This window comes from Mycobacterium colombiense, from assembly GCF_003284975.1.
Taxonomy (GTDB): Bacteria; Actinomycetota; Actinomycetes; order Mycobacteriales; family Mycobacteriaceae; genus Mycobacterium; species Mycobacterium europaeum_A.
Genome location: NZ_QMEU01000006.1, coordinates 12072 through 39050 on the forward strand (window position 1 = coordinate 12072; position 26979 = coordinate 39050).

Below are 26979 nucleotides of genomic sequence, written 5' to 3' on the forward strand. Positions count from 1 at the left end.
CGGCCTCATCCGGGGCGGCCTAATCATCCACGCGACGCATGGTCATCGCGTACCGAAACCTCGACGACAGGTGGGTGTTGATCGTCACCTGCGCCACCTCACCGTCGGAGGTCGTGTAGGTGCGCCGCATCTGCAGCGCGGCCGTCCCCGCTTCCACACCGAGCCCGTCGGCCAGTTCGGGTGACAGCAGGACGGCGGCGATCTCCTGGTGCAACTGGGCGACGCTCACGCCGAACAGATCCTCGATCAACGGAAAGATCGGGCCGACGTGGCGCTGCAGCAGCCTGCCGACGGCGGCGAAACTTCGGTTGATGTAGTACTCAGTTCGGCACATCGGCACCGAGGCACCGTCGGCCTGCCGATAACCGCGCACCGACAACCACTCGGACCCGACCTCGAGGCCGGTGCGAGCGGCGAGCTCGTCATCGATCGTCACCATCGCGTTGGATTCGATGGTCAGCTGCGCGCCGGCCGCGAACGCGAGCAGGTCGTCGATCGACATCGCGTCCTGGGCATAGGAACTCGACGCCGGCCGGGGTACCACCCGGGTGCCCGCCCTCGGCCGGGATGCGACCAGATTGTCCTCGCGCAGCCGGCGCAGTGCCTCGCGGATGGTGTAGCGGCTCACCGCGAAGCGCTCGCACAGCTGGTGTTCGGTGGGCAATTGCGATCCCACCGGGTAGACGCCGTCGACGATCTCCTTGCGCAGCGTGCGTGCGATCTGGAGGTAGCGGTGGTCGCCGGCCACGGCCTGGGGCATCAGGGACCGCCCGGGGTCGGGCGCAAGGCCAGCACGCTGCCGTCGCCGTCCGCCGAGACGTACAGCGTCCCGTCGCCCGCGGCGGTGATGCCGGCGAACGGGCCCTGCGGCCCGGAGAACGGCGGCATCCCGCGCAGCGGTTTGGGCGTCACACCCGGCGGGGGGCCGACCGGCAGACCGGATGCGATGGTGCGCCGCGCGTTGGTGCTCAGATCGAACGCGACCAGCTCCTTAGCGCCGGCGTCGACGACGTAGAGCACGTCTGCGCGCACCAGAATGCCCTGCGGCCGTTGCAGATCGGCGACGACCATGTCTCGGCTCGACCCGTTCACCCGCACCACCCGCCCGGCTCCGGCCTCCGCCACCAGGGCGGACCCGTCCGCGTCGATCGCGACGCCTACCGGGTCGCGCAGCCCGGTCGCCAGCACCTCGACGCCGCCGGATTGCCACGACAGCACCCGCCCGGTGCCCAGCTCGGCGAACACCACGCCGCCCGGGCTCAGGGCCACACCGTAGAGCTGGTCGAAACCGTCTGCCAGCACCTCAGTTTCGTTGGCCTCCGGCCGATACCGGCCGACTTGGCCGCCGGAGGTCGTCACGACGAACTCACCGGGCCCGCTCGCCGCAACGCCGCGCAGGAATCCGGGGTATCCGGGGCTGAACAACATCCCGGCGGTGTGCAGGGACCCGTCGGGCAGGGCGACGTAGAAGTACGTGCCGTCGGCGATGTAGAGCTGTCCGTCGTGGCCCACCGCCAGATCAAGCGGCCAGTTGAGGCCGCCCGCCAGTACGGATTGTGTTGTGCCGTCCGGCGATATCTCGGTGATCTCGCCGGTGAAGTTGGAAACGAACAACCGATCGCCGACGAAGGTGCAGTTGTCCAGCCCCGGATTCAGCTGGGCGATCAGGCGCTGTTCGCCGCTGCGCGGATCGATGCGCAGCACCTGTCCGGTTGCCACCTGCGTCGAGACGATGTGGCCCTGGGCGTCGAACTTAACCGAATCGGGCAGGCCGAGGCCCGTTGCCACGCATTGCGATTCGCCCCCGTCGGGGTCGACGCGCCAGATTTCGTTGGCCCCCATCACGGGGAAGTACAGCAGCCCGTCCGGGCCGACCTCCATCGCGTTCGGTGAGGGCACGCTCTCCAAGAGCACCCGTGGCGGCCCGCCCGCCAGGTCGAATTCCAGCAGCCGTCCGCCTTCACGGCATTCACCGATGAACAACCGGTCCCGGTAAAAGGTGATCCCGTTGGCCGACGGCACGTCGTCGCGCAGGACGCGCGTTCGGCCGCCGGTGTCGCGCACGCTGACCCGGCCGTCCATCACCTCGGTGGCGTACAGGTTGCCGGCGGCGTCGAACGCGACGTCGTCGGGCGCCACGATGTCGCCGCCCTTGGGGCTGGCGGTCACCAGTTCCCCGGTGCGGTGGTCCAGCGCGCTGATCTGGCTGCCGGTCACCTGGGCGATGTAGATGCGACCGTCCGGGCCGGTGCGCAGACCGTTGGCTCCGAACAGCCGGCTGGGCGCGGTGACCCGCTCGAGCTCCCAGCCCTCGGCGACGTCGATGGGATGCGCCACTGGGTACCGCGATGGCTGCGTTGAGATGGGCATGGCTCGCCGAGGTCCTTCCGTCAGCCGTTTGGGCTGGACGCTATCAACTCCTCCTAGTCCAGACAATAGCCGCCAAAGGGCGGCGAACCGACCTTGACAGCGAAGTCCACCGATCGGAATAGTGTTCTCCAACGGGCAGAATGCGATATCTTGTCCGGACAAAAAGGATTGATCCCGCCGCGGTGGCGCGACGCCCGGCGGCAGGGGAAAGCAGGTCATGGCCGATCACGGGGATCTCCTAGGACTCGACGGGCGCGTCGTCGTGGTTTCCGGCGCCGGTGGCGGTGGCATCGGCACGACCGTCACGGCCATGACCGCCCGGGCCGGGGCCACCGTGATCGCGGTGAGCCGGTCGAAGGAAAACCTCGACGAACACATCACCCCGCTGGCACAGCAGGGCCTGCCCGTGCTGCCCGTCGCCGCCGACGCGTCGACCGACGAGGGCATCGCCGCGGTGCTCGACCACGCGCGCCGCGCCGAAGGCGAGTTGTACGGGCTGGTCAATGTCGCCGGCGGCGCCGACCCGTCGACGTGGATGCCGTCCACCCGGGTGGCGCGCGGCGACTGGCGCAAGATCTTCGCCGACAACCTCGAAACGGCCTTCTTCATGAGCCAGGCCGTGGCGGACGAGCTCGTCGCGCAGCACCGGCAGGGATCGATCGTGTCGATCTCCTCGGTCAGCGGCATGAACACGGCGCCGTTCCACATCGCCTACGGCACGGCCAAGGCGGCGATCGTGGCGATGACCCGCACGATGGCACTCGAGTTGGCGGTGGCGGGCATACGGGTCAACGCCGTCGCGCCCGGCGTCACCGAGACGGCGGCCTCGCGCACGTACGTCGACGAGGATCCCGATCGCGACCGGCAGGCGATCGCGATGGGCCGCCGCGGTCGGCCCGAAGAGCAGGCCGGCGCCATCCTGTTCCTGCTCTCGAAGATGTCGAGCTACATCACCGGCCAGACGCTGCTCGTCGACGGCGGGCTGGACCTCAAGTGGAGCCACCTCGGCGCCGACAACACGTCGCTGTTCCTCAAGGACGAATCCTTCCGCGCGGCAATCAGGAGGATGTGATGACCGATCTCGCCAAGGGCGCGAATCCCGAAGCGGCCGAAGAACTCTCGGCACCGATGACCATCGGCGTGGAGGCCTACATCTCCGAGGATTACGCCCGCGCGGAGCGGGACAAGCTGTGGCGCAAGGTATGGCAGCAGGTGGGCCGGGTCGAGGAGCTGCCCGAGGTCGGTAGCTACTTGACCTACGACATCCTCGACGACTCGATCATTGTGGTCCGCACCGGTGCGGCAGAATTCCACGCGCACCACAACGTGTGCATGCATCGCGGCCGCCGGCTGATCGACACCCCCGAGGGCGCCAAGAACGCCTGCGCGCGAACCCGAAAGTCGTTCGTCTGCGGCTTCCACGGCTGGACGTACGGCCTGGACGGCACGTGCACCCATATCCGTGAACAGCAGGACTGGCAGGGCACACTCACCGAAGACAACACGCACCTGCGTCCGGTGCGGGTCGACACCTGGGGTGGCTGGTTGTGGATCAACATGGACCCCGACTGCGAGCCGCTCGCCGATTTCCTGTTCCCCGCCGCGAAGATCCTCGACCCGTTCGGGCTGGAGAACATGCGCTACAAGTGGCGCAAGTGGCTCTCGTTCGATTGCAACTGGAAGGTCGCGCTGGAGGCCTTCAACGAGACCTACCACGTCTACACCACCCATCCCGAGTTCAATAAGTTCGGCGAGTTCAAGGGTTGGGCGAAAGCCCAAGGTAAGCACAGCCACATCGGTTACGACGCGCCCGAGGACATGGAGGCCACCAAGTCCAAGATCCGCCTCGGCATCGGCGCCGATCCCCGGGTGTCGACCGCGGAGATGCAGGTGTACACGATGGAGGAAACCAACGCCACCACCACCCAGACGCTGGTGAACGCCGCCAAGCGACTGGTCGACGAGCTGCCCGAGGGGACACCGGCCGACAAGGTCCTCGAGCACTGGCTGGCCGCGGCGCGCCGCGACGACGAGGCTCGCGGCGTGATCTGGCCGACGATTCCCGCCGATATCCTCGGGCAGGCCGGCACCGCCTGGCAGATCTTCCCGAACTTCCAGATCGGCCAGGGCCTGACCAGCGCGCTGTGCTACGGCGCGCGACCGCACCCCAGCTACAACCCGGACAAGTGCATCTTCGAGGTGTCGGTCTTCGAGCTGTACCCTAAAGGCCAAGAGCCGCAGACGGAATGGGAATACACCCCGGTCGGTGACCCCAGGTGGCGATCGGTGCTGCCGCAGGACTTCTCCAACATGGCCGCCGTGCAGCAGGGCATGAAGTCTCTAGGCTTCCCCGGCACCAAGCCCAACCCGTACCGCGAACGCAGCACCGTCAATCTGCACTACCAGTTGTCGAGGTACATGGGCACCGGTGAGCCCCAAGAGCTTTCAGATAAGGAGCGCCGCCAGGCATGACCATGTATCAAGACGGCTGCGGGCCGACCCGGACGCCCGACGACATCGACATCGACGCGCTGCGTGAGAAGTACGCCCGGGAGCGCGAAAAACGGCTCCGCAAGGAAGGTTCCAAGCAGTACATCGAGCTGGAGGACGACTTCGCCGGCTACTACGAAGTCGACCCCTACACACCCGTGACCCCGCGCGAGCCGATTCGCGACGACATCGACGTCGCGGTGCTCGGTGGTGGATTCGGGGGCCTGCTCTCGGCGGCCTACCTCAAGAAAGCGGGCGTCGATGACGTCCGAGTCATCGAACTCGGCGGCGACTTCGGCGGCGTCTGGTATTGGAACCGTTACCCCGGCATTCAGTGCGACAACGAATCATACTGCTACATACCACTTCTCGAAGAGCTCGATTTCATGCCGTCGAAGAAATTCGCCGATGGCGCCGAGATTTACCAGCACTGCCGCAACATCGGCAAGCACTTCGGCCTCTACGATTCGGCGATCTTCTCCACCCAGGTCCGCGACCTGCGGTGGGACGAAGAGATCACGCGCTGGCGGATCAGCACCAACCGCGACGACGACATCCGCGCCCGGTTCGTCGTGCTGGCCTCGGGCCCGTTCCACCGCCCGAAGCTGCCCGGCATTCCCGGAATCAAGGACTTCAAGGGCCATGCGTTCCACTCGTCGCGGTGGGACTACGACTACACCGGCGGTGACACCGGCGGCAACCTGCACAAGCTCGCCGACAAGAAGGTCGCCGTCGTCGGCACCGGCGCCACCGCGATCCAGATCGTCCCGTTCCTGGCGCGAGACGCCCAGCATCTCTACGTTTTCCAGCGCACCCCCTCGACGGTCGACGAGCGCAACAACGCGCCCACCGACCCGGAATGGGTGAAGACCCTGCTGCCGGGCTGGCAGCGGGAGCGCCAGCGCAACTTCCACGCCTGGACGTTCGAGGGCATGGCGCCGGGCCAGCCGGATCTGGTGTGCGACTTCTGGACCGAGCTCGGACGCAACACCGCCGCCCGGGTGCTCGTCCTGCCCGACCCCGCGGCCATGACGCCCGAGCAGTTCATGGCGATCCGGGAGGAAGAGGATTACAAGTTGATGGAGCGGCTGCGCCGCCGCATCGACGCGTTGGTCGAGGATCCGCAGACCGCCGAGGCGCTCAAACCCTATTACCGATTCCTGTGCAAGCGGCCGCTGTCCAATGACGAGTACCTGCCGATGTTCAATCGGTCCAACGTCACCCTCGTCGACGTCTCCGATTCCAAAGGCGTGGAACGCATCACCGAAAAGGGCTTGGTCGCCAACGGTATCGAGTACGAGGTCGACTGCATCATCTACGCCAGCGGCTTCGAAATCACCACCGAGATCAGCCGCCGCTACTCGATCGAGACGATCCAGGGGCGCGACGGGCTGTCACTGTTCGACTACTGGAGAGACGGATACAAGACGCTGCACGGGATGACCAGCCGAGGATTCCCGAACCAGTTCTATACCGGCTTCACCCAGGTCGGCATCTCCGCCAACATCGCGGCGAACTACGAGCTGCAGGGCGAGCACATCGCCTACATCATCGCCGAGGCGCTCAAGCGCGGAGCCACCACCGTGGAACCCAGCCAAGCGGCGCAGGAGCAGTGGTGCGCGACGATCCGGGAAACCGCGGTCGACAATTCGGCGTTCGACGCCCAGTGCACGCCCGGCTATTACAACAACGAGGGCGGGGGCGGGGGCGAGGGCATCCGGTCGCACCTGGGCGAGCCGTACGGCCCCGGCTTCTACGCCTTCGAGGACCTGTTGCGGGTCTGGCGTGATAAAGGGGAGCTGGACGGGTTGGTGCTCGGCCGTTGAACGAAACCGCTAGCCCGCAGGGTGCCGACCCGCTGCGCCCGGCTACGCCGCGCTTGCGATCGCCACTGCCACAACTGCGATTCGACGGTCGCGTCGCCGTGGTGACGGGAGCCGGCCGCGGGCTGGGCCGTGCGTACGCTCAGCTGCTCGCCTCGCGGGGGGCCAAGGTGGTCGTCAACGACGCCGGCAGCGGCCTCAACGGCGAGGGCGCTGACTCGGGCCCGGCCGAGCAGGTGGTCGGGGAGATCACCGCGGCCGGCGGCGAGGCCGTCGCCTGCGGCGCATCGGTGGCGACCCGCGACGGCGGCCAGGAGATCATCGCGACCGCGCTCGAACACTACGGCCGCATCGACATATTGATCCACAACGCCGGCAACGTCCGCCGCGGCTCGCTCAAACAGATGAGCTACGAGGACTTTGACGCCGTGCTCGACGTGCACCTGCGCGGCGCGTTTCACGTTGTGCGGCCCGCGTTTCCGCTCATGTGCGACGCAGGCTACGGCCGCATCGTGATGACGTCGTCGATCGGCGGGCTGTACGGGAACCACGACGTGGCCAACTACGCGGCGGCCAAGGCCGGCGTGATCGGGCTGGCCAATGTCGTAGCGCTGGAGGGCGCCGCGGAGGGGGTGCGGTGCAACGTGATCGTGCCGGCCGCGGTGACGCGCATGGCCGAGGGCATCGACACATCGGCCTATCCGCCGATGGGCGCGGAACTCGTTGCGCCCGTCGTGGGTTGGCTTGCGCACGAGTCTTGTTCGGTGACCGGTGAACTGTTCATCGCGCTGGCGGGCCGGGTGGCGCGGGCGGTGATCGCCGAGAGCCCGGGCGTGTGCCGGCCGGCCTGGAGCATCGAGGAGGTCGGCAGCCACCTGGACGCGATCCGATACGCCGAGGCACCGCTGATTTTCCCGGTCGTCCCCGATGGACACAACGCGCACATCCGCTACAGCTTCGAGCTGGCTCAGAGGTTAACCGATCAAGGAGCGCTCAATGGCTAGCCCGACCGGCCCGATGGCGGGGCTGCGCGTCATCGACCTCACCGCGATGGTGATGGGGCCGTACTGCACACAGATCATGGCCGACATGGGCGCCGACGTCATCAAAGTCGAACCCCCGCAGGGCGATAACACCCGCTACATCTCGGTGGGCCCCGCCCCGGGCATGAGCGGGGTGTTCGTCAACGTCAACCGGGGCAAGCGCAGCGTCGTGCTGGACCTGCAGACCGACGCCGGCGCCGGCGCGCTGCGCGCGCTGGTCGAGACGGCCGACGTGTTCATCCACTCGATGCGGGCCAAGGCGATAGCCAAGCTCGGCTTCGGCTACGACGATGTCGCCGCGATCAATCCCGCTGTCGTCTATACCAATTGCTACGGGTACGGGCGCCGCGGACCCGATCGCGACCGACCCGCCTACGACGACACCATCCAGGCCGAATGCGGCCTGCCCGCGGTGCAACAACAGTTGACCGGCGAGGCCGACTACGTCGGCACCATCATGGCCGACAAGATCGCCGGACTGACGGCGCTGTACGCGACGACGATGGCGTTGTTCCACCGCGAACGCACCGGGCAGGGGCAAGAAGTCGAGGTCGCCATGTTCGAAACCATGGCCTCGTTCATGCTCGTCGAACACGCCAACGGCGCCCTGTTCGACCCTCCGCTCGGGCCGGCGGTGTATCCGCGCACCGTGGCGCCCAATCGCCGCCCCTACCGCACCAGCGACGGCCATATCGCCGCGTTGATCTACAACGACAAGCACTGGAATGCGTTCATGAAAGCCGTTCAGCCACCGTGGGCCAGCGAGCTGTATTCCACGCTGGAGCAACGCGCCCGCGAGATCGACACCGTCTACGGGCTGGTGGCCGAGACGATGAAGGAGCGGACCACCGCGGAATGGCTGGCGCTGCTTCGTGAACTCGAGATACCGGCCGCGCCACTGAACACGCCGCAAGCGCTGTTCGACGACCCGCACCTGGCCGCCGTCGGCATGTTCGAGACGGTGGACAGCCCGCACGGGCCGGTGCGGTTCCCCGGGGTGCCCACCTGGTTTTCGCAGACACCGGGCCGGGTCGCGGGGCCGGCGCCCGAGCTCGGCGCACACACCGCAGAAGTGCTCGCCGAGCTGGGCTTGGCCGTGGACGCGAATCCGGCATAACGCTTAGCAACGAAATATCTTGTCAGCGAAGGAGTTTTCCACGATGGCTGTGCCCGTCTACAAACGCATTCTCGACCTGTTCGAGGCCGAAGGCGTGAACACCCTGTTCGGCATCCCCGACCCGAACTTCGTGCACATGTTCGCGGAGGCGGACGCGCGGGGGTGGTCGGTGGTGGCTCCGCATCACGAACTGAGCGCCGGGTTCATGGCCGAGGCGGCGTCGCGCATGACCGGTAACCCCGGCCTGTGCATCGGCACGCTGGGCCCGGGCATGGCGAACATCGCCGGAGCGATCCAGTGCGCGCTGGTGGAGAACTCGCCGGTGGTCTTCCTGGGCGGGCAGCGAGCCCGGGTGACCGAGCGCCGGGTACGGCGCGGCCGCATCCAATTCGTCCAGCAGGAACCGCTTTTCGCCGCGTCGGTGAAATACAGCAGCTCGATCGAGTACGCCGACCAGACCGACGAGATCATCCACGAGGCCATCCGCCGGGCCATGTCCGGCACGCCCGGTCCGACCTACGTGGAGTTCCCGTCGCACGTCATCCTCGAGGAGCTCGACGTCGACGCCGCCCCGCCGCCGTCGGCCTACCGGCTGGTCAACCAGGGCGCCGGCACCCGCGAAGTGGCCGAGGCCGTCAAGCTGATCCGGGCGGCGCAAAGCCCGATCCTGTTGGTCGGCCACGGCGTGCACACCTCCCGCACCCAGCAGCAGGTCAAGGAGCTCGCCGAGCTGATGGCGTGCCCGGTGATCCAGACCTCCGGCGGCACGTCCTACATCCCGGGTCTGCAGGAGCGCACGTTCCCCTACCTGTTCTCGCCCGCGGCCAACGAGGCCGTCGAGGAATCCGATTTGTGCGTCGCGCTGGGCACCGAGCTCGGTGAGCCGATGCACTACGGCCGGACCCAGCATTGGGCCGCCAACAACGCGAACCGCAAGTGGGTGTATGTGGAGCAGGATCCGGCCGCCATCGGCGTCAACCGCCCAGTCGACGTGGCGTTGGTCGGCGATCTGCGCGGCGTGGTGCCCCAGCTGGTGGACGCGCTCAAGGATGCCCCGCGCAAGCCCGCGCCGGCGCTACAGGCCCTGATCGAAAAGGATGCGAAAGAGCTTGCGGACGTGGCCGAGTCGGCACCGTCCGGCCGCTCGCCGATCCACCCTGCCCGCTACGTCGTCGAGGCCACCAAGGCGTTCAACGAACTCGACGACGGCATTCTCGTGCGCGACGGCGGCGCGACGGTGATCTTCCAGTGGACCTACTCGCAGTCCAAGCCGCGCGACGTGATCTGGAATCAGAACTTCGGCCACCTGGGCACCGGCCTACCCTACGCCGTCGGAGCGTCGGTCGCCGAAGGGGGCAAGCGCCCGGTGATGCTGCTGACCAGCGATTCGGCGTTCCTGTTCCACATCGCCGAGCTGGAAACCGCTGCACGGCAAAATCTTCCGCTGGTGTGCGTGGTGGGCGTCGACCACCAGTGGGGCCTGGAAGTGGGCGTGTACAAGCGCACCTTTTCTCAGCCGTCGCCGCAGCCCGGTGTGCACTGGAGCAAGGACGTGCGGATGGACAAGGTCGCAGAGGGATTCGGCTGCCACGGTGAGTACGTCGAGAAGGAATCCGAGATCGGCCCGGCGATCGCTCGCGCCTACGCCAGTGGCAAAGTCGGTGTGGTGCACGTGTGCATCGATCCGAAGGCCAATTCCGAGGAGATGCCCAAGTACGACCGATTCCGGACCTGGTACGCCGAAGGCACTCAGTAGGGCCCGCAGTAGAAAGAGGACCGATGTCATGCGCGAAAACCTGAAGTTCTACATCGACGGACAGTGGGTCGACCCGGTGCGGCCCAACACTTTCGACGTGGAGAACCCGGCGACCGAGCAGGTGTCCGGAAAGATCTCGCTGGGGTCGGCCGCCGACGTCGACGTGGCTGTCAACGCCGCCCGGCGGGCCTGCACCGGCTGGTCACAGAGCACCCGCGAACAACGCCTGGACCTGTTGCAGGCCATCCTCGCCGAATACCAGAAGCGCGCGGACGATCTCGCGCAGGCGGTCACCGAGGAAATCGGTGCGCCGCCCTCGTTGGCCGCCGGGCCGCAGGTCTTCCTCGGGATCGGTCACCTGACCACGGCCATCGACGTGCTGAAGAACTTCCCGTTCTCTGAACAGAAGGGCGCGACCCTGATCGCCAAGGAGCCGATCGGCGTCTGCGGTTTGATCACGCCCTGGAACTGGCCGATCAACCAGGTCGCGGTCAAGGTCTACCCGGCGCTGGCGACAGGCTGCACCGTCATCCTGAAACCGTCCGAGGTGGCGCCGTATTCGCCCTACATCTTCGCCGAGATCCTGGACGCCGCAGGCGTGCCGGCCGGAGTGTTCAACCTGATCAACGGCGACGGCGCAGGCGTGGGTGCGGCCCTGGCGAGCCATCCCGACATCGACATGGTGTCATTCACCGGCTCCACCCGCGCCGGTGTCGAGGTCGCCCGGAACGCCGCGCCCACCGTCAAGCGAGTCACCCAGGAGCTCGGCGGCAAAAGCCCCAACATCGTCCTCGACGACGGCGGTTTCGCCGACGGCGTGCGGGCCGGCGTGGCCAACATGATGCCCAATTCCGGGCAGAGCTGTAACGCGCCGTCGCGCATGCTGGTGCCGAATTCCCGGATGGATGAGGCCATTAGCCTCGCGCGTGAAGCCGCCGAACAGATCCCGGTGGGCAACGGTGAGGCGACGGCGATCGGGCCGGTGGCGTCGAGGACACAGTTCGAGAAGGTTCAGCGCCTGATCCAGCAGGGCGTCGACGAGGGCGCGACCGTGGTCGCGGGCGGCCCCGGCCGGCCGGCCGGGCTGGACAAGGGTTACTACGTCAAGCCGACCGTCTTCGCGCACGTCACCAACGACATGACGATCGCCCGCGAGGAGATCTTCGGGCCGGTGCTGTGCATCCTCGGCTACGACGACCTCGACCACGCCGTTGAGATCGCCAATGACACCGAATACGGTCTTGCCGGCTTCGTGTCGGGGGCCGACCTGGACACCGCGCGCGAGGTCGCCCGCAAGATCCGCGCGGGTTGGGTGACGATCAACCATGCCTTTGACATGAACGCGCCGTTCGGCGGCTACAAGCGCAGCGGCAACGGTCGCGAGTGGAGCGAGTTCGGCTTCCACGAGTACCTGGAAGTCAAGAGCACCCTGGGCTACGCGCCCGACGAGGCTTGACGCGTCGGGCCGAAACCCGAACGCGGCACGGCAGAAAACACCTCGCGTGTCCTCCACGTGATCCGGCGGGCCCGCCTCTAGGCTGGCTTGCTGAACTCAACAGGAGGGGCAGCGACGTATCGGCATCAACCATGGCGCCGGGCGAGATGGTAGTTACGGCGCGCTGACAGAAAGCACCGAGCCGGGCGGGTCTAACCCCGCACCGGCTCGTCGTTCTCGGCCCCGATGGGTCGCCCCCGTGCGCCGGGTCGGCCGGCTGGCGATCTGGGACCGGCCGGAGCGGGCCAGCGGAATCCCGGCACTCGACGGGCTGCGCGCGATCGCCGTCGCGCTGGTGCTCATCGGGCACGGCGGCATCCCCGGCGTCACCGGCGGATTCATCGGCGTCGACGTGTTTTTCGTACTCAGCGGTTTCCTAATCACCTCGTTGCTACTGGACGAGTTGGGGCGCACCGGTCGTATCGAGTTGACCGGCTTCTGGATTCGGCGCGCGCGTCGATTGCTACCGGCGCTGGTGCTGATGGTGCTCACCGTGGCCGCGGCCCGTCAGCTGTTGCCTGACCGGTCGCTGACCGGCCTGCGCGACGACGCCATCGCCGCCTTCGTGTGGATGGCGAACTGGCGCTTCGTCGCCCAGAAGACGGACTACTTCACCCAGGGCGCCCCGCCCTCGCCACTGCAGCACACCTGGTCCCTGGGGGTGGAGGAGCAGTACTACTTTGTCTGGCCGGTGTTGCTCATCGCGGTCACCCTGCTGCTCGCCGCGCGCGCGAGGCGGCGCTCGAGCCGGGCCACGGTCGGCGGCGTGCGGTTCGCCACGTTCGTGATCGCCACCGTGGGCGCGCTGGCCTCCGCGGCGGTCGCGATCGTGATGACGTCGGACGGTACCCGCGACCGGATCTACTTCGGCACCGACACCCGCGCGCAGGCGTTGCTGATGGGCGCCGCGTCGGCCGCCCTGCTGGTTCGGGACTGGCCGTCGATGAACCGCGGCTGGTGCATGATCCGCACCCGGTGGGGTCGCCGGGTGGCCCGAGTCCTGCCGGTGCTCGGTCTGGCGGGACTGGCGGCGGCGACGCACTACGCCACCGGCGCCAGCGGCGAATTCCGGCACGGCTTGCTGATCGGGGTCGCGGTGGCGGCCGTGATCGTGATCGCACCGGTCGCGCTGGAGCAGCGCGGGCTCGTCGCCCGGGCGCTCGCGGTGCGCCCGCTGGTGTGGCTGGGCACCATCTCCTACGGCGTGTACCTGTGGCACTGGCCAATCTTCTTGGCGCTCAACGGCGAACGCACCGGGTGGTCCGGGTTGCCGTTGTTCGCCGCGCGGTGTGGGGCCACGCTGGTGGTGGCCGCGGTGTCGTATTGGCTGCTCGAGCAACCCATTCGGCGCTGGCGACCGGCTCGGGTGCCGTTGTTGCCGCTGGCGGCCGCGACGGTGGCCAGTGCCGCGGCGGTGACGCTGTTGGTGGTTCCGGTGGGCACCGGGCCCGGTCTGCGTGAGGTCGGTCTGCCGCCCGGCGTCTCGGCGGTCGCGGCGGTCTCGCCGTCACCGCCCGCGACTAGCCGGCCCCGAGATGCCAACCGGCCGTTCACCGTCTCAGTGTTCGGGGACTCCATCGGGTGGACTTGGATGCACTACCTGCCTCCGACGCCGGGGTTTGCGTTTCTGGATCACACGGTCATCGGATGCAGCCTGGTGCGCGGGACTCCCTACCGCTACATCGGCCAGACCCTGGAGCAACGGTCCGAGTGCGACGGCTGGCCGATCCGCTGGTCGAGGCAGGTCAGCCAGGACCAGCCGGACGTCGCGCTGCTGGTCATCGGCCGCTGGGAGACGGTGGACAGGGTCAATGAGGGGCAGTGGACCCATATCGGTGACCCGACCTTCGACGCCTACCTCAATGGTGAGCTCGAACGGGCACTAACCATCGTCGGCGGCACCGGTGTCCACGTGGTGGTCGCCACCGTCCCGTACAGCCGGGGCGGGGAAAAGCCGGACGGCCGCCTGTATCCGGAGGACCAGCCGGATCGGGTCAACCTGTGGAACGCCATGTTGCGCAAGACCGTGAGCCACCATCCGAACGTCGCGATCCTCGATCTGAACAAGAAGCTGTGTCCCGACGGCGTCTACACCGCCAAGGTCGACGGCATCAAGGTGCGCAGCGACGGCGTCCACCTCACTCCCGAAGGGGTGAAGTGGCTGACGCCGTGGCTCGAGGAATCGCTGCGGTAACCGCTAACCGCTTGTGCGGCAGCTGATTTCCATGCTGTCGCTGTCGCGTACCTGGAAGTTGAAGCTCACGTAGCCGTTGTCGGGGTTGCGCACCCGGTCCAGATAGGGCGCCATGTCGGCCGAGCTGGCGTTGTCGGCGATCACCAGCACCCCGGGTGACAGGCGCGGTTCCAGCAGTTCGAGCACGGGCAGGTACAAGTCTTTCCAGCCGTCGAGTAGGACGAAGTCGACCGGTCCCGGCAACTCCGCCAGCGTGGACAGCGCATCGCCTTCGAGGATGGTGATGACGTCGTCCAAGCCGGTCTCGGCGAACGTCTGCTTGGCCGCGGCGATCTTGGTGTCGCTCAGTTCGGTGGTCACCACCCGGCCGGTGCCGTTGTCGCGCACCGCGGCGGCCAGGTGTACGGCGGAAATTCCGAAGGACATACCGAATTCGACGACGGTGGCCGGGCGGGTGGCCCGAATCAGTGAGTACAGCAGCCGGCCGGCCTCCGGTGTCACCGGAATGTAGAACTCGCTCATCGCATCGGCCCGCTCCTGCGCGGTCATCGGGCGATCGAAGGTGCCGCGCCGCTCGCGCAGCAGCGACATCTGCTTCCTCGACTCGGCGTACATGCGGTCGAGTACCGATGCGACCCGGGCATCCTGCAACGTTGTGGTCATGGCGACGAGCCTAAGTGCGCAGCCTGAGCGGGCGCTGGGAGTGCGGCGTCGGACGCTATGCGTTTGACGATCCTGCGGCCCCGGTGTCACTATGGACCCGCAAGCACCTCGGTAGGTGAGGCGTCTGCATGGATACAGGCCACTGACCCCGAACGTCGAGAGACGCCCCGGGTCAGGACAGCTCTTCCCGGACTAAGGGTTGAGCCCAAGTGGCTTCTGGACTGGGAGCGATCGCAAGCGCGGCGAAGCCGGGCGATGCGGGTCGCGACCATTGATTTGGGTCCGGATACGCCGTGCAGTGCCGAAGCTCCGTCGAGAGGGGTGCGACCCGCGGCGTGTGCCGCTAGTCATTCCTGCCTCTCTCGTTCAGGTGAACGTGGTGACACCCGCGTGTGTCTTGGCCGTGAGGAGGTGAGGGCGAGATGAGTCCCGGCGATAGTCCCTATCCGAAATCCGTCTTGTCCCGATCCGGTTCCGGCATTTCTTTCACCGCCTGACCTCGCCTGGTCCCGCGCGGCTGAACCGCCATGCCGATGCCGATCGGTCCCTTCGGCAGGAGAAATATCATGGCTTTTGTTGTTGCACACCGTTTTTCCGTTGCATCCAGGATGCGCGGACGGTCCATGCTGCGTGCTGGCAGGTTGTTGGCCAACAGGTTGCACCTGCGGCCCGGCCTGACGCCGCAGGAGCGGGCCAACCTTTACGTCTCGAGGATGCCCATCGCGGTGGTCACCGCGTCGCTGGGTGGCCACGCCTCGGGGTCCCACAGCAACCACCGTTGAGCCGTTCCGCCCGGCCTTGGCGGCGGACGGCGCAGCGTCGCCCGTCGCCGTCGGCGCGTTGAGCGCCGCAACCACGGCAGCCTCAATTCGCTCCATCCCTGCGCGAAACCTGTTCGAGATAGCGAGGATTCGATGACTTCGATCCACACCGGCGGCGGCCGCCGGGGCCCGGCGCCTGGCCGGACCCCTACCGCGCCGGAAAGCTCCGGCGCCGAAGGCGCTACCGTGCTGGATGCCGCGCACGCCGGCGACATCGTCGGCGCGTTCGGACGCATCCGGCGCGACGCGACCGGCGCATACGGGGCATTCAGCGGACGCTGGCGGCGCCTGCGGACGCTGGCGGTCATCACCGGTCCCGGACTGATCGTCATGGTGGGCGACAACGACGCCGGTGGCGTCGCCACCTACGCGCAGGCCGGCCAGAACTACGGCATGGGCCTATTGTGGACGCTTGCGCTGCTGATTCCGGTGCTGTACGTCAACCAGGAGATGGTGCTGCGGCTGGGCGCGGTGGCGCGGGTTGGCCACGCGCGCTTGATCTTCGAGCGGTTCGGCAAGTTCTGGGGTGCCTTCAGCGTCGGGGACCTGTTGATCCTCAACGCCTTGACCATCGTGACCGAATTCATTGGTGTCTCGTTGGCTCTCGGCTTCCTGGGCTGCCCGAGGATCGTCGCCGTCCCGGCCGCCGCCGTGCTGCTGTTCGCCGTGGTGGCCGGCGGATCGTTCCGCCGCTGGGAAAGGTTGATGTTCCTGCTGATCGCGGTGAATGTGCTGATCATCCCGCTGGTGGCGCTGGTGCATCCGACCCCGAAAGCCACCGCCGCCGGCCTGATCCCGCAATTCCCCGGTGGGCTCAACTCGACGGTGCTGCTGCTGGTGGTGGCGATCGTGGGCACCACGGTCGCGCCGTGGCAGCTGTTCTTCCAGCAGTCCAACGTGGTGGACAAGCGCATCACCGCCCGCTGGATCCCTTATGGCCGAGCGGATCTCGCCATCGGAATCGTCGTGGTGATGGTCGGTGCGACGGCGCTGATGGCGGTGGCGGCGTTCGGATTGGCCGGGACCGCCGACGCGGGACACTTCACCGAAGCGGGGGCGGTCGCGTCGGGGTTGTCCCAGCACCTGGGCCGAACGGTCGGGGTGCTGTTCGCCATCATCCTGCTGGACGCGTCGCTGATCGGCGCCAACGCCGTCGGGTTGGCGACCACCTATGCGGTCGGCGATGCCATGGGTAAGCGGCACTCGTTGCACTGGAAGATCAGCGAGGCCCCGCTGTTCTACGGGGGTTACGCGCTGCTGCTCGGGGTATCGGCGGCGATCTCGTTCAGCCCCGATCACATCCTGGGCCTGGTGACCCAGGGCGTGCAAGCACTCGCCGGCGTGCTGCTTCCCTCGGCGACCGTCTTCCTGGTGCTGCTGTGCAACGATCGGGCGGTGCTGGGGCCGTGGGTGAACACGGTGCGGCAGAACATCATTGCGTGGACCATCGTGTGGTGTCTGGTGCTGCTCTCACTGGCATTGACGGCGACCACCTTCTTCCCCGGCCTCGCCACCGGCACCATCGAGGCGGGACTGGCGGCCGGCGCGGTCCTCGGCATCGTCGGCGGCGCGGTGATGATCGTCGCCGGGCGGCGACACCTAAAACGGACCGAGGCCGAGGCCATCGTGCGCAGCCTTGGGGGCGGCCTGGATCCGGGAGAGGTGGACGAACTCGACGATGCCGCGTCGCTGACGCGCGCCGAGCGGCACGCGATACGTCGCCAGGACCGCGCGAGCTGGCAGACCCCCAACCTCGCCTTGCTCGATCGGCCGGCGATGTCGCCGATGCGGCGGGCGGGGCTGTTGACGCTGCGGGGTTACCTGGTGGTGGCGGTCGCGTTCGTCATCATCAAGATCGTGCAGGCCGGCGCCGTCGGCCCGGCCGCGTCACTGTGAATTGGTCGGCAGCAGAACGATTTTCCCGTGGGTATGCCGCCGCTCGAGCTCGGCGTAGGCATCGGCGACCCGGTCCAGGGGGTAGGTGGCGGCGATGTCGAACTCGATGGCGCCGGACACGATCAACTCGGCGATCTCGGCGAGCACCTCGGGCGTCGAGGCGTCCATGCTGCCCTCGGTCTTGGCTCCCACTTCACCGGCCTTCTCGAAGGAGATGATGGTGTCGATCCGCTCGGGTGCCACGCCGAGGTCGACGGCCAGCTGGACGTAGTCCGGGCCGAACAGATCGATGAAGGCGTCGATTCCGTTGGGCGCAGCCGCGCGCAGCCGCTCGGCGAGCCCGTCACCGTAGGCGATCGGGATGACGCCCCGCGAGCGCAGCCAGTCGGCGTTACCCGGCCCCGCGATGCCGAGCACTCGGGCCTGACGCAACACCAGAAGCTGCACGACCAGGCTGCCCACCCCGCCCGCGGCGGCCGACACGGCGACCGTCTCACCCGGTCGCGGCCCCACCGCACGCACGGCCGCATAGGCCGTCGCACCGACCACATAGAGCGAACCCGCTGCCTCCCAACCGAGTTGGGGTGGCTTGCGGATCAATTGGCCCACCGGAACCGCGGTGTGCGTGGCGTGGCTGGACCGGCGCATGCTGAAGCCCAGCACCTCGTCACCGACCTTGAAATCGGTGACGCCGGGCCCCAGGGCGGTGACGACGCCGGCGAGGTCGCTGCCCTGGCCGGAGGGAAAGGTGGCCGGGAAGATCTCGTGCATCGCCCCGGTCCGGATCCCGGCCTCGCCGGGGTTTATCCCCGCGGCGCGCACTTCGACCACCACCTCACCCCGGCCGGGGGAGGGCATCTCGATGTCCGCCACGTACAAGACCTCGCGCCCCCCGTAACGGTCGAACCGTACTGCGCGCGCCGCTGCGGCCGTCATACCGATCTCCTTCTGCGCGAGGATGTTGTCACCCACGCCAGCATAGGCACATCAAAGTGCTACCCACCGGGCGCAGAGTGGGCTTATGTTCGTAGCAAGCCTGGGTCACACCACCATTTCGCCTGCGGTGTCGGGAGCCGCGGTGCAGGCCGGATACCGATGACACGTGGGAGGGACACGCGTGGGAGTTGATCGGATCGGCATCGCCGGTTGTGCCGCTGCCGTCATCGTGGCGGGGGCCGCGAGCGCCGGATGCGGTGGTGCCGACAAGGCCGCACAGCCGTCTTCGAGTTCCCCGACGTCAACCAGTTCGAGCGCGGTCACCGGCCCGCCGTCGGGCCAGCCGTCGGACTACGGCTCCTTGCTGATCAAGCCGAACGACGTTGGCGGCGGTCTGACCGCGCCCCAGTCACCCATGCTCAACCCCAACAACGCGCCGGGAGTCGCGCAGCTGTTCGCCAACGCCGACAGCAGCCGCCGGCTGTGGGACACCATCGTGGTCGCCGCCGACCCATCGGCGGCAGCGGCCGAATTGGCCACCACCCAAGGCAGTTACAACGGCAAGGTGAACGGGAACTGGCAACCGCTTGCCGTCGGCGCCAACGGGGTGACCATTTCGGGCACCTCACCGGACAGCTCCCAGGCGATGACGGTGCTGGTCTTCACCGAAGGCAAGGCCCTGGTGACCCTGGAATTCGACAGCGCGCCAAACGACCCGATCGATCCGGCGATCGCCCTCGACATCGGTCGCAAGCAGGATGCCGCGATCAAACACGGGCTCCCCGGCTAGCTCAGGCGCCGTTACACCAGGCCCAGTAGGCCCAGATCCGCGACGTACTTGTCGATCAGCGCCGCCGACAGGTGTGGGATGTCCTGGTCTGCACCGATTTTCGCGGCTCGCACGGCCGCGCGGAACACGTCGGTGGGGGCCGGCGCGCCGCGCAGTGGCGTCTCCGGCTTCCGGTACGCGTCCAGCAACGGCAGCACCGAATGCTGACGCTGCGTGTCCGGCAAAGCGCGGATGGCCGTCGTGAACCGGCTCAGCCACTCGTCGTAGTCGTCGATGCGCCGGATGTCGTGCCCGGCGGCGATCAGCCAGTCGACGAACACATCCAGTGAGACGCCGTCGTCGTGCGGGTTCATCACATCGAAGGACCGATACACCCCGGAATGCTCAGCGGCCGTGGCGATCTGCTCACCCAGCGTGGTTACGGCTTCGGCCACGAAGTCGGCGGGCAGCCCGTCGTAGTGGGCTACCGCCCGGTTTCCGTGAGGATCGGTCTGGTAGAACGAGGCCGGCGCGATGCCGGTGATCAACAAGCTGAACAGCAACCGGGTGAACGCATCCGGCACGTTCAGCTGGCCGGCATAGCGGCTGTGCGCCAGGATCATGTCGGAGCGGAACACGGCGACCGGCAACCCGCACAGGTCGTGCGCCTCGCGCAGCAACACCTCGCCGGCCCACTTGCTGTTCGCGTACCCGTTCGCGTAACTGTCGTCGACCGGCCGCAACGCGCTCACGGTGCGGATGTCACCGTCCTCGGTGAACGTGGACGGATCGACCGACAGGGCCACCGCGACGGTCGACATGTACGTGACGGGTTTGATCCGGGTCGTCAATGCCAGGCGAATCAGCTCGGCGGTGCCCACCACGTTGGGGCCGAAGAGTTGGTCGTACGGCAGCACGTGGTTGACCAGAGCGGCCGGGTGCACGATCAGGTCCACAGTTTGCGCGAGGCGCTCCCAGGTCGGCTGAGCCAAGCCAAGTTTGGGTTCGCCGATATCGCCGACGATGACCTCAAGGTGGTCGGCGGCCAGGGCGCGGAACCGCTCCAGCAAGTGCGGATCTCCGCTGTCGAAGACACCCTCCAGCCGTTTGGCGGCGGCCGAGGCGTCCGCGGCGCGGATGATGGAGATCAGCTTTCCGCCGGTTCCGGCTAGCCGCTCGAGCCAATCCAGGAGCAGGAAGCGCCCGAGATAACCATTGGCGCCGGTCAGCAGGACGGTGTGCGGTGTGCCGGTCACGTGCGGCAGCGCCGGGGCGTCGGCCAGGGTGGTGGCGTCGATGAACTTGTCCAGCGTGAGATCCGCGGCGTGGACCTGCGTCGCGCCCTGCCCGTGCACGGTGGCGAACGTCGGCCGCCGGGACCCCGATTCACGCTCGGCCTCAACGTATTTCGCGAGCTGACCCAGATCGGTTGCCGGTCCGGTGATCATCCCCACCGGCACCTCGACGTCGAAGATGTCGCGCAACAGGTTGGAAAACGTGAGCGCCGACAGGGAATCGCCGCCGAGCTCGATGAACAGAGCGTCGGGCGCCGGCGGACCTCCGGCCAGGCCCAGCAGCGCCTCGGCGGCGCGGGTGAGAGTGACGATCACCGGGCGCTCGGCCGCGCCTTCGCGCAACGCGCGCAGTTCGGTCACCCGATTCTCGGCCAGCTCCGCGTACAGCTGTTCGAGCCGAGCACCGTAGTGCTCCTTGAGCTTTGGCCGCAGCAGCTTGCCCACTCCGGATAGCAGGCCGTTGTCCTCGCTGAACCGCTCGGTCTCCACCAGGAAGTCGACGGGCACCTCGTAGGACTGCAGCTCGGCGAGTTTCGCGGTCTGGCGCAGGGATTCGCCGAGGGCGGCCTTGAGTCCGTCGGCGTCCTCGGCGAACCTCTGGGCGGCGTCGTCGGTCGGAACGACCACGGCCAGCAGATACGGCCGTTCGCTGTTGCCGTAGATGAAGATCTGGCGCACCAGAGCCGCGCTGGAGAACACCGCTTCCAGGCGCGCGACGGCGACGAACTCGCCCTGGGCCAACTTCAGCACGTTGTTGCGGCGGTCGACATAGGCGAGCCGGCCCGGCTCCAGCTCGGCCATCACGTCACCGGTGCGGTAATAGCCGTCGGCGTCGAACGCCTTGGCGGTGACATCGGGTCGTTTGAAGTATCCGGGCGTGGCGGTCAGCGACTTCACCAGCAATTCGCCTCGCGGATAAGGCTTGTCGGTGCGGAAATATCCCAACTCGGGCACATCGATGAGCTTGTAATCGAGCACCGGTGGCTGGGTGATCCGCCCGTCCTTGGTCACCATGCCCACCTCGGTCAGGCCGTAGCCGTCGAGAACGTGGACGTCCAAACAGGTCTCGATGAAAGCGCGCATCTCCGCCGCCAGCGGCGCCGTGCCGCAGAAGGCGGTCACCACGCGTCCACCGAGGACCTGCTCACGCAGCTCGGCCCGCGCCTGCGCCTCGGCGGCGGGCGTCTCGGCGCCCGACAGCTCGAGTCGGTCGACCGCACTCTGGTAGCGCTGGTACAGCATCTCCGCCACCCGCGGCACGAGCCCCATTTCGGTGGGGCGCACCAAATTCCAGTCGTCGAACAACGTCGACAGGTCGCTTTCCGGGACGAAATAACTCGTGCCACCGGCCTGGAACGCCGTCGACAGCGGTATCCGGCCGCCCAGGTGGTTCAGCGGCATGAAGTTCACATTGATGACCGGCGTGTCCGCGAAGTCGGGCATCAGTTCGGTGGTCCACAGCTTGCAGAGCATTCGCTCGGTGTACATGGCGCCCTTGGGCAATCCGGTGCTGCCCGACGTGTACATGATCATGGCCAGCCGCTCATCGGTGTCGCCGGTGAACATCGGCTCAGGTGGCAGGCTTCGTCCGCGTTCGATCACCTCCGCGAGCGTCTCGATGGTCACCGCAATGCCGGCGCCAGACAGCTTCGCCTGCGCGCGTTCGACGGCCTCGCGCTGGTCGTCGACCTCGGGCTGGTAGTCGAAGACCACCACCCGCCGCAACGACGAGCTGCCGAGCGCCGCGTCGACGGCGAGGTCGAGATAGCCGACACCGGCGGCCAATACGGACGGCTCCACCTCGTCGACGATCGGCTTCAGTCGTGAGGGGGTCGTGTTGTGCTGCAGCGGCACGGCCACCAGCCCGAGATAGCCGCACACGAGATCGATGGTGAGGTATTCGGCACTCGCGAAACCCACGGTGGCGACGAAGTCCCCGGGCGCCACGGGGTTGGTGGCGTCGCGTCGCCATGAGGCGGCGATGGCGCGGACATCGGCCCACAGCTCGCGGTAGGTCATGGTGTCGAATCGGGGCAGCAGCTGTGCGCTGGTGCGGCCGGTGCCGGGGTCGATGGTCAAGGAGCGGGCGCGCCAGCCCAGTGCGGGGCGCTCGGCATAACCCTGGGCAAAGATTTCCAGGATCTGCGGCAGCCGCAGACCGGGTTGGCGTGCCGCGCTCTGCAGGGCGGGTTCGGGCTTGGTGCTGCGGAACTCTTCGTCGCGGGCGGCCAGATCGCTGATGCGGTGGGCTACCTGCCGGCGCACCGCGCTGATCGGGCCTGTGGAGCTGCCTTTCGCGCGCTTCGCTTCATCGGTCATGGCCCGCCTCTCGTTCAGATCCAGTCGTCTACCGGAACGAACCCCCGCGGCGCAGGCTTCCGTTCAACCGTTGTGACGGTTGTCACACGCGAGTGGAGAGGTGGGCGGTGCGGCTCAGGCCACGACCTGAATGGGGTCGCCGACATTCACCTCGTTGAAGTACCAAGCGGCATTGTCGGGGCTGAGGTTGATGCAACCGTGGCTGACGTTGGCGTAGCCCTGGGAATCGACCGACCACGGGGCCGAGTGCACGTAGACGCCGCTCCAGGTGACGCGAACGGCGTATGAGGCGGTGATCTTGTACCCCTCGGGGGAGCTCAGCGGGATGCCGATGGTCCGCGAGTCCATCACCACGGTGCGCTGCTTTTCCAGCGCGGTGAAACTGCCGATCGGGGTGGGCCGGCTGGGCTTGCCCATCGATGCCGGCATGGTGCGCAGCACCTCGCCGTCCCTGCTCACCGTGAAGGTGTGCTTGGAGATGCTGGCGACGCCGAGCAGCGCCTCCCCGGTGTCGAAGCCGGTCGTCAAGGCCTGAATGCCCACCGAGACGTGGGTGTGGGCGGGCCAGTACTGATTCGGGACCCACTGCACCACGGTGTTGTGGATCCACTCGAAGTGTCCCGGCGTACCGCTGGACGAGGTCACGTGGATCGACCGCTCGACGGCCGACCGATCGGCGACGGGGGCGGTGAACGTCACCACGACGGGGTGGGCCACCCCCACCACGGCGCCGTTAGCGGGCAAAATCGAGGCAACTTCGGGGGTGGGTTGCGGCACCGGCACGGCGGCGGTACTGCGAACGACCGGTCCCACCAGCCCCATCGCCGTGATCGCGACCATAACAAATAGATAACGAACGCCTCGACGCATAGCGTCCACCCTTCGAGATGGTGCGATCAACACACGAATATCCTACTGGTTACCCACTGATCACCGGTTTCAGCAAACAATGACAGCTCGGTCCGCTCGCCACGGTCACGATCCGATCACCGATCGGGTTCAGTTGCGTCAGCAGCGCGGCCGGTGAGCATGGCGGCCGAGCGCCGTCCCACGGGCCCGCCAGCGGACTCGGGCGCAGCTGCGTGAAAGCGGCACCGATACTTCGGTTCTCGCGCGATCGCGACGCTGAGCGGCCCGGTATCGACCCCTCGCCGCAACCGAGTGGCCGGCGGCACGCGGACTTGCTTGGCCCGCCTCGCCGGCAACGCGTTAGCCTCAGCGGATCGGTGTCCGAAGGCCGAGCCCAAATACGAGGGAGTGCGGATGCTCTTCCGTCAGCTGGAGTACTTCGTTGCGGTCGCTTCCGAGCGGCACTTCGCCCGGGCTGCCGAAAAGTGCTTTGTATCCCAGCCCGCGCTGTCGGCCTCAATCGCCAAGCTGGAACGGGAACTGAACGTCACGCTGATCAACCGCGGGCACAGCTTCGAGGGCCTCACGCCCGAAGGGGAGCGGTTGGTGGTGTGGGCCAGGCGGATTCTCGCCGAGCACGACGCCTTCAAATCCGAGGTGGACGCCGTGCGCTCGGGCATCACCGGGACGCTGCGGTTGGGGACCGTCCCCACCGCGTCCACAACGGCGTCGCTGGTGCTCTCGGCGTTCTGTTCGGCACACCCGTTGGTGAAGGTGCACATCCTGTCCCGGCTTGCGGCAAGCGAACTGTACCGGCGCCTGCGCGAATTCGAGCTCGATGCCGCCATCGTGCACGCGGCGCCCGACGAGACTCACGACGTGAACTTGGTCCCGCTCTACCAGGAGCGCTACGTGCTGCTGGCGCCGGCGGACATGGTGGGATCCGGTGCGGCGACGATGAACTGGGCGCAGGCCGCGCAATTGCCGTTGGCGTTGCTCACGCCCGACATGCGCGACCGCCAGATCATTGCCAAGGCCTTCGCCGACCATTCCATCGTCGTCAACCCGCAGGTCGAAACTGATTCTGTGGCATCGTTGTTCGCGCAGGCATCGGCGGGCAACTGTGCGTCCATCGTGCCGCACACGTGGCTGTGGACGTCGCCGCTGGGCAGCGACATCCGGGCGGTGGAACTGGTTGATCCGGTGCTCAAAGCCGATGTCGCCCTGGCCACCAACTCCACCGGGCCCGGATCGCCGATCGCCCGCGCGCTGGCCACCTCCGCCGGGCAGCTGGCGCTGGGCGAGTTCTTCGACGCGCAGCTGTTAGGGCTTACCCGCCGGCGTTGACCGCCGCCTTCGGCGGTGTTGCCGCGCTGGCCGGGTTCAGGTTGGCTAGATGTCCGCTCTCCACCCCCGCCGCCGGGTCGAGTTCACAGTCGATGATCGACGGTCCCCCGGCGCCGATCGCTTCGGCCAGCGCGGCGCGCAGCTCCGACGGGGTGGTGACGTGGTATCCCTTGCCGCCGAACGCTTCCGCAAGCAGCTCGTGGTGCGCCCGGGCGTTCAACACGGTCGGTGCCGGGTCCGCGCAGCGCGCGGCGGTGCCGGGTGCGGCCTCGTCGCCGCGGTAGACGCCGCCGTTGTTGAGGATGACCACGGTGACCGGTAGGCGGTAGCGGCAGATGGTTTCGATCTCCATGCCGCTGAAGCCGAATGCGCTGTCGCCCTCGATCGCGACCACCGGTTTGCCGGTCTCGACGGCCGCGGCGATCGCATACCCCATCCCGATGCCCATCACGCCCCAGGTGCCCGTGTCGAGCCGGTGGCGGGGCAGCTCCATGTCGATCACATTGCGGGCCAGATCGAGCGCGTTGGCTCCTTCGTTGACGACATACACGTCCCGGTTGTCCTGCAGGACGGAGCGAATCGCGCCCAGGGCGTTGAAAAACCGCATCGGGTGCGGATCGTCTGCCAGGCGCTCGCGCATCTTGGTGTCGTTGCGGGCTCTGCGCTCGGCCAGTTCGTCGATCCATTCGCGCGGCGCGGTGATCGGCCGGGCGGCCACGCCGTCACACAGTGCCGACAGCACCGAACCGATGTCGCCGGCCAGCGGCGCGGCGATGCGCTGGTTGCTGTCGAATTCGCAAGCGGCGATGTCCACCTGCACGAATTTGGCGTTAGCGTTCCACTGCGGCGAATCCCCATGGCCCAGAAGCCAATTCAGTCGGGCGCCGACCAGCAGGACGGCGTCGGCGCGCGCGATCGCGAGCGAGCGGGCGGCCGCGGCCGACTGCGGGTGCGAATCCGGAAGTAGTCCTTTGGCCATCGACATGGGCAGGAACGGGATGCCGGTGGTCTCGACGAACATCCGAATCGCGTTGTCGGCCTGGGCATACGCCGCGCCTTTGCCGAGCACGATCAGCGGCCGCCGCGCTTGGGCCAGCACGTCCAGCGCACGGTCGATCGCGTCGGGCGCCGGCTGCTGGCGCGGTGCGGGGTCGACGACGCGCCAGATCGTGTCCGCCGCGGCGCCGGCGTCCATGGCCTGGCCCAGCACCTCGCCGGGGATGTCCAGGTAGACGCCGCCGGGCCGACCCGAGACGGCGGTGCGAATGGCGCGCGCGATGCCGCGCCCGATGTCCTCGATCCGGCCGATCCGATAGGCGGCTTTCGCGAACGGCTTTGCGGCGTTGAGCTGGTCGAGGTCCTGATAATCGCCGCGCTGCAGATCCACCAGCGCTCGATTGCTGGAGCCGGAAATCTGAATCATAGGAAAGCAATTCGTAGTCGCGTTCGCCAGCGCGGGCAGCCCGTTGAGAAAGCCGGGTCCGGACGTCGTGAGGCACACACCGGGCCGACGGGTGAGAAATCCGGCCGCGGCGGCGGCATTTCCGGCCGAGGTTTCCTGGCGGAAACCGATGTAGCGGATTCCGGACGCCTGCGCGACGCGGGCGAGGTCGGTGATCGGGATGCCGACGATGCCGTAGATGGTCTCGACGCCGTTGGCCTTCAGCCCGTCCACCACGAGGTGAAAGCCGTCGGTCGGGCGCGTCGGTTCCGGCGCCGGGTTTCCAGATGCCGAAGCTGTGGACATGTGGCGACTCCTCGGATGCGTGCGGTCGGCGGGTGGGTGCGCCGGGGGC

At 67.6% G+C, this 26979-nt stretch carries 19 protein-coding genes and 1 riboswitch; of the genes, 11 read left to right on the forward strand and 8 right to left on the reverse strand.

Going from position 1 to position 26979, the window contains the following annotated elements:
• Nucleotides 1–19 precede the first annotated feature (19 nt).
• The gene (locus DQP58_RS03905; RefSeq protein WP_112707193.1) at nucleotides 20–760 is read right to left on the reverse strand and encodes a GntR family transcriptional regulator; all 741 of its coding nucleotides are present in this window, start codon (nucleotides 758–760) and stop codon (nucleotides 20–22) included.
• Complete coding sequence (locus DQP58_RS03910; protein ID WP_112707194.1) at nucleotides 760–2370, reverse strand: SMP-30/gluconolactonase/LRE family protein; 1611 nt, start codon at nucleotides 2368–2370, stop codon at nucleotides 760–762. Before DQP58_RS03910 ends, DQP58_RS03905 begins: the two co-directional genes overlap by 1 nt.
• Nucleotides 2371–2587: 217 nt before the next feature.
• Here DQP58_RS03910 and DQP58_RS03915 point away from each other — a divergent pair, with 217 nt between their 5' ends.
• From DQP58_RS03915 to DQP58_RS03950, 8 genes are all read left to right on the forward strand, one after another.
• Nucleotides 2588–3442 (forward strand): SDR family NAD(P)-dependent oxidoreductase, encoded by an 855-nt coding sequence (locus DQP58_RS03915; RefSeq protein ID WP_112707195.1) that lies wholly within the window; start codon nucleotides 2588–2590, stop codon nucleotides 3440–3442.
• Nucleotides 3442–4842 (forward strand): aromatic ring-hydroxylating oxygenase subunit alpha, encoded by a 1401-nt coding sequence (locus DQP58_RS03920; protein ID WP_112707196.1) that lies wholly within the window; start codon nucleotides 3442–3444, stop codon nucleotides 4840–4842. The genes DQP58_RS03915 and DQP58_RS03920 overlap by 1 nt, the downstream gene beginning before the upstream one ends.
• Nucleotides 4839–6686 carry a flavin-containing monooxygenase gene (locus DQP58_RS03925; RefSeq protein WP_165827790.1) on the forward strand — a complete coding sequence of 616 codons (1848 nt, stop codon included), beginning with the start codon at nucleotides 4839–4841 and terminating at the stop codon, nucleotides 6684–6686. The genes DQP58_RS03920 and DQP58_RS03925 overlap by 4 nt, the downstream gene beginning before the upstream one ends.
• 65 nt (nucleotides 6687–6751) lie before the next feature.
• Entirely contained in the window at nucleotides 6752–7687 is a 936-nt protein-coding gene (locus DQP58_RS03930; protein WP_112707281.1) for an SDR family NAD(P)-dependent oxidoreductase, read from the forward strand.
• A 13-nt stretch (nucleotides 7688–7700) separates the two neighbouring features.
• Complete coding sequence (locus DQP58_RS03935; RefSeq protein WP_112707198.1) at nucleotides 7701–8843, forward strand: CaiB/BaiF CoA transferase family protein; 1143 nt, start codon at nucleotides 7701–7703, stop codon at nucleotides 8841–8843.
• Nucleotides 8844–8886: 43 nt separating this feature from the next.
• Entirely contained in the window at nucleotides 8887–10599 is a 1713-nt protein-coding gene (locus DQP58_RS03940) for a thiamine pyrophosphate-binding protein (RefSeq protein WP_112707199.1), read from the forward strand.
• Nucleotides 10600–10627: 28 nt separating this feature from the next.
• Entirely contained in the window at nucleotides 10628–12055 is a 1428-nt protein-coding gene (locus tag DQP58_RS03945) for an aldehyde dehydrogenase family protein (RefSeq protein WP_112707200.1), read from the forward strand.
• A 238-nt stretch (nucleotides 12056–12293) separates the two neighbouring features.
• Complete coding sequence (locus DQP58_RS03950; RefSeq protein WP_112707201.1) at nucleotides 12294–14288, forward strand: acyltransferase family protein; 1995 nt, start codon at nucleotides 12294–12296, stop codon at nucleotides 14286–14288.
• 3 nt (nucleotides 14289–14291) lie between these two features.
• On the opposite strand, the gene DQP58_RS03955 is transcribed toward DQP58_RS03950, so the two are convergent.
• Nucleotides 14292–14951 (reverse strand): O-methyltransferase, encoded by a 660-nt coding sequence (locus DQP58_RS03955; protein WP_112707202.1) that lies wholly within the window; start codon nucleotides 14949–14951, stop codon nucleotides 14292–14294.
• 100 nt (nucleotides 14952–15051) lie between these two features.
• A riboswitch (M-box (ykoK) riboswitch) is annotated at nucleotides 15052–15279 on the forward strand.
• Between the two features lie 114 nt (nucleotides 15280–15393).
• Entirely contained in the window at nucleotides 15394–15603 is a 210-nt protein-coding gene (locus DQP58_RS27555) for a hypothetical protein (protein WP_165827789.1), read from the reverse strand.
• 262 nt (nucleotides 15604–15865) lie between these two features.
• Between DQP58_RS27555 and DQP58_RS03960 the strand changes: the two genes are divergently transcribed.
• Nucleotides 15866–17668 (forward strand): NRAMP family divalent metal transporter, encoded by a 1803-nt coding sequence (locus DQP58_RS03960; protein ID WP_112707203.1) that lies wholly within the window; start codon nucleotides 15866–15868, stop codon nucleotides 17666–17668.
• Here DQP58_RS03960 and DQP58_RS03965 read toward each other — a convergent pair.
• Entirely contained in the window at nucleotides 17660–18604 is a 945-nt protein-coding gene (locus DQP58_RS03965; RefSeq protein ID WP_112707282.1) for an NADP-dependent oxidoreductase, read from the reverse strand. The two genes, DQP58_RS03960 and DQP58_RS03965, sit on opposite strands and share 9 nt — an antisense overlap.
• A gap of 181 nt (nucleotides 18605–18785) precedes the next feature.
• On the opposite strand from DQP58_RS03965, the gene DQP58_RS03970 reads away from it, so the two are divergent.
• Nucleotides 18786–19394 (forward strand): hypothetical protein, encoded by a 609-nt coding sequence (locus DQP58_RS03970; RefSeq protein ID WP_112707204.1) that lies wholly within the window; start codon nucleotides 18786–18788, stop codon nucleotides 19392–19394.
• 11 nt (nucleotides 19395–19405) lie between these two features.
• Here the strand turns inward: DQP58_RS03970 and car are convergent, their stop codons facing one another.
• Nucleotides 19406–22987: a carboxylic acid reductase gene (gene car, locus DQP58_RS03975; RefSeq protein WP_240629559.1), complete on the reverse strand. Its 3582-nt coding sequence runs from the start codon at nucleotides 22985–22987 to the stop codon at nucleotides 19406–19408.
• 114 nt (nucleotides 22988–23101) lie between these two features.
• A complete protein-coding gene (locus DQP58_RS03980; RefSeq protein WP_112707205.1) occupies nucleotides 23102–23857 on the reverse strand; it encodes a L,D-transpeptidase in 756 nt (251 codons plus the stop codon).
• A gap of 393 nt (nucleotides 23858–24250) precedes the next feature.
• Between DQP58_RS03980 and DQP58_RS03985 the strand changes: the two genes are divergently transcribed.
• Nucleotides 24251–25183 (forward strand): LysR family transcriptional regulator, encoded by a 933-nt coding sequence (locus DQP58_RS03985; RefSeq protein WP_112707284.1) that lies wholly within the window; start codon nucleotides 24251–24253, stop codon nucleotides 25181–25183.
• Here the strand turns inward: DQP58_RS03985 and oxc are convergent.
• The gene (gene oxc, locus DQP58_RS03990) at nucleotides 25167–26930 is read right to left on the reverse strand and encodes an oxalyl-CoA decarboxylase (RefSeq protein WP_112707206.1); all 1764 of its coding nucleotides are present in this window, start codon (nucleotides 26928–26930) and stop codon (nucleotides 25167–25169) included. The genes DQP58_RS03985 and oxc overlap by 17 nt on opposite strands.
• Between the last annotated feature and the right edge of the window lie 49 nt (nucleotides 26931–26979).

Coding starts and splice junctions, on each gene's coding strand:
- DQP58_RS03915 (WP_112707195.1), top strand. CDS start 2,588: ATGGCCGATCACGGGGATCTCCTAGGACTCGACGGGCGCGTCGTCGTG.
- DQP58_RS03945 (WP_112707200.1), top strand. CDS start 10,628: ATGCGCGAAAACCTGAAGTTCTACATCGACGGACAGTGGGTCGACCCG.
- DQP58_RS03955 (WP_112707202.1), bottom strand. CDS start 14,951: ATGACCACAACGTTGCAGGATGCCCGGGTCGCATCGGTACTCGACCGC.
- DQP58_RS03980 (WP_112707205.1), bottom strand. CDS start 23,857: ATGCGTCGAGGCGTTCGTTATCTATTTGTTATGGTCGCGATCACGGCG.
- DQP58_RS03960 (WP_112707203.1), top strand. CDS start 15,866: ATGACTTCGATCCACACCGGCGGCGGCCGCCGGGGCCCGGCGCCTGGC.
- DQP58_RS03965 (WP_112707282.1), bottom strand. CDS start 18,604: ATGACGGCCGCAGCGGCGCGCGCAGTACGGTTCGACCGTTACGGGGGG.
- DQP58_RS03925 (WP_165827790.1), top strand. CDS start 4,839: ATGACCATGTATCAAGACGGCTGCGGGCCGACCCGGACGCCCGACGAC.
- car (WP_240629559.1), bottom strand. CDS start 22,987: ATGACCGATGAAGCGAAGCGCGCGAAAGGCAGCTCCACAGGCCCGATC.
- oxc (WP_112707206.1), bottom strand. CDS start 26,930: ATGTCCACAGCTTCGGCATCTGGAAACCCGGCGCCGGAACCGACGCGC.
- DQP58_RS03910 (WP_112707194.1), bottom strand. CDS start 2,370: ATGCCCATCTCAACGCAGCCATCGCGGTACCCAGTGGCGCATCCCATC.
- DQP58_RS03985 (WP_112707284.1), top strand. CDS start 24,251: ATGCTCTTCCGTCAGCTGGAGTACTTCGTTGCGGTCGCTTCCGAGCGG.
- DQP58_RS03935 (WP_112707198.1), top strand. CDS start 7,701: ATGGCGGGGCTGCGCGTCATCGACCTCACCGCGATGGTGATGGGGCCG.
- DQP58_RS03920 (WP_112707196.1), top strand. CDS start 3,442: ATGACCGATCTCGCCAAGGGCGCGAATCCCGAAGCGGCCGAAGAACTC.
- DQP58_RS03940 (WP_112707199.1), top strand. CDS start 8,887: ATGGCTGTGCCCGTCTACAAACGCATTCTCGACCTGTTCGAGGCCGAA.
- DQP58_RS03905 (WP_112707193.1), bottom strand. CDS start 760: ATGCCCCAGGCCGTGGCCGGCGACCACCGCTACCTCCAGATCGCACGC.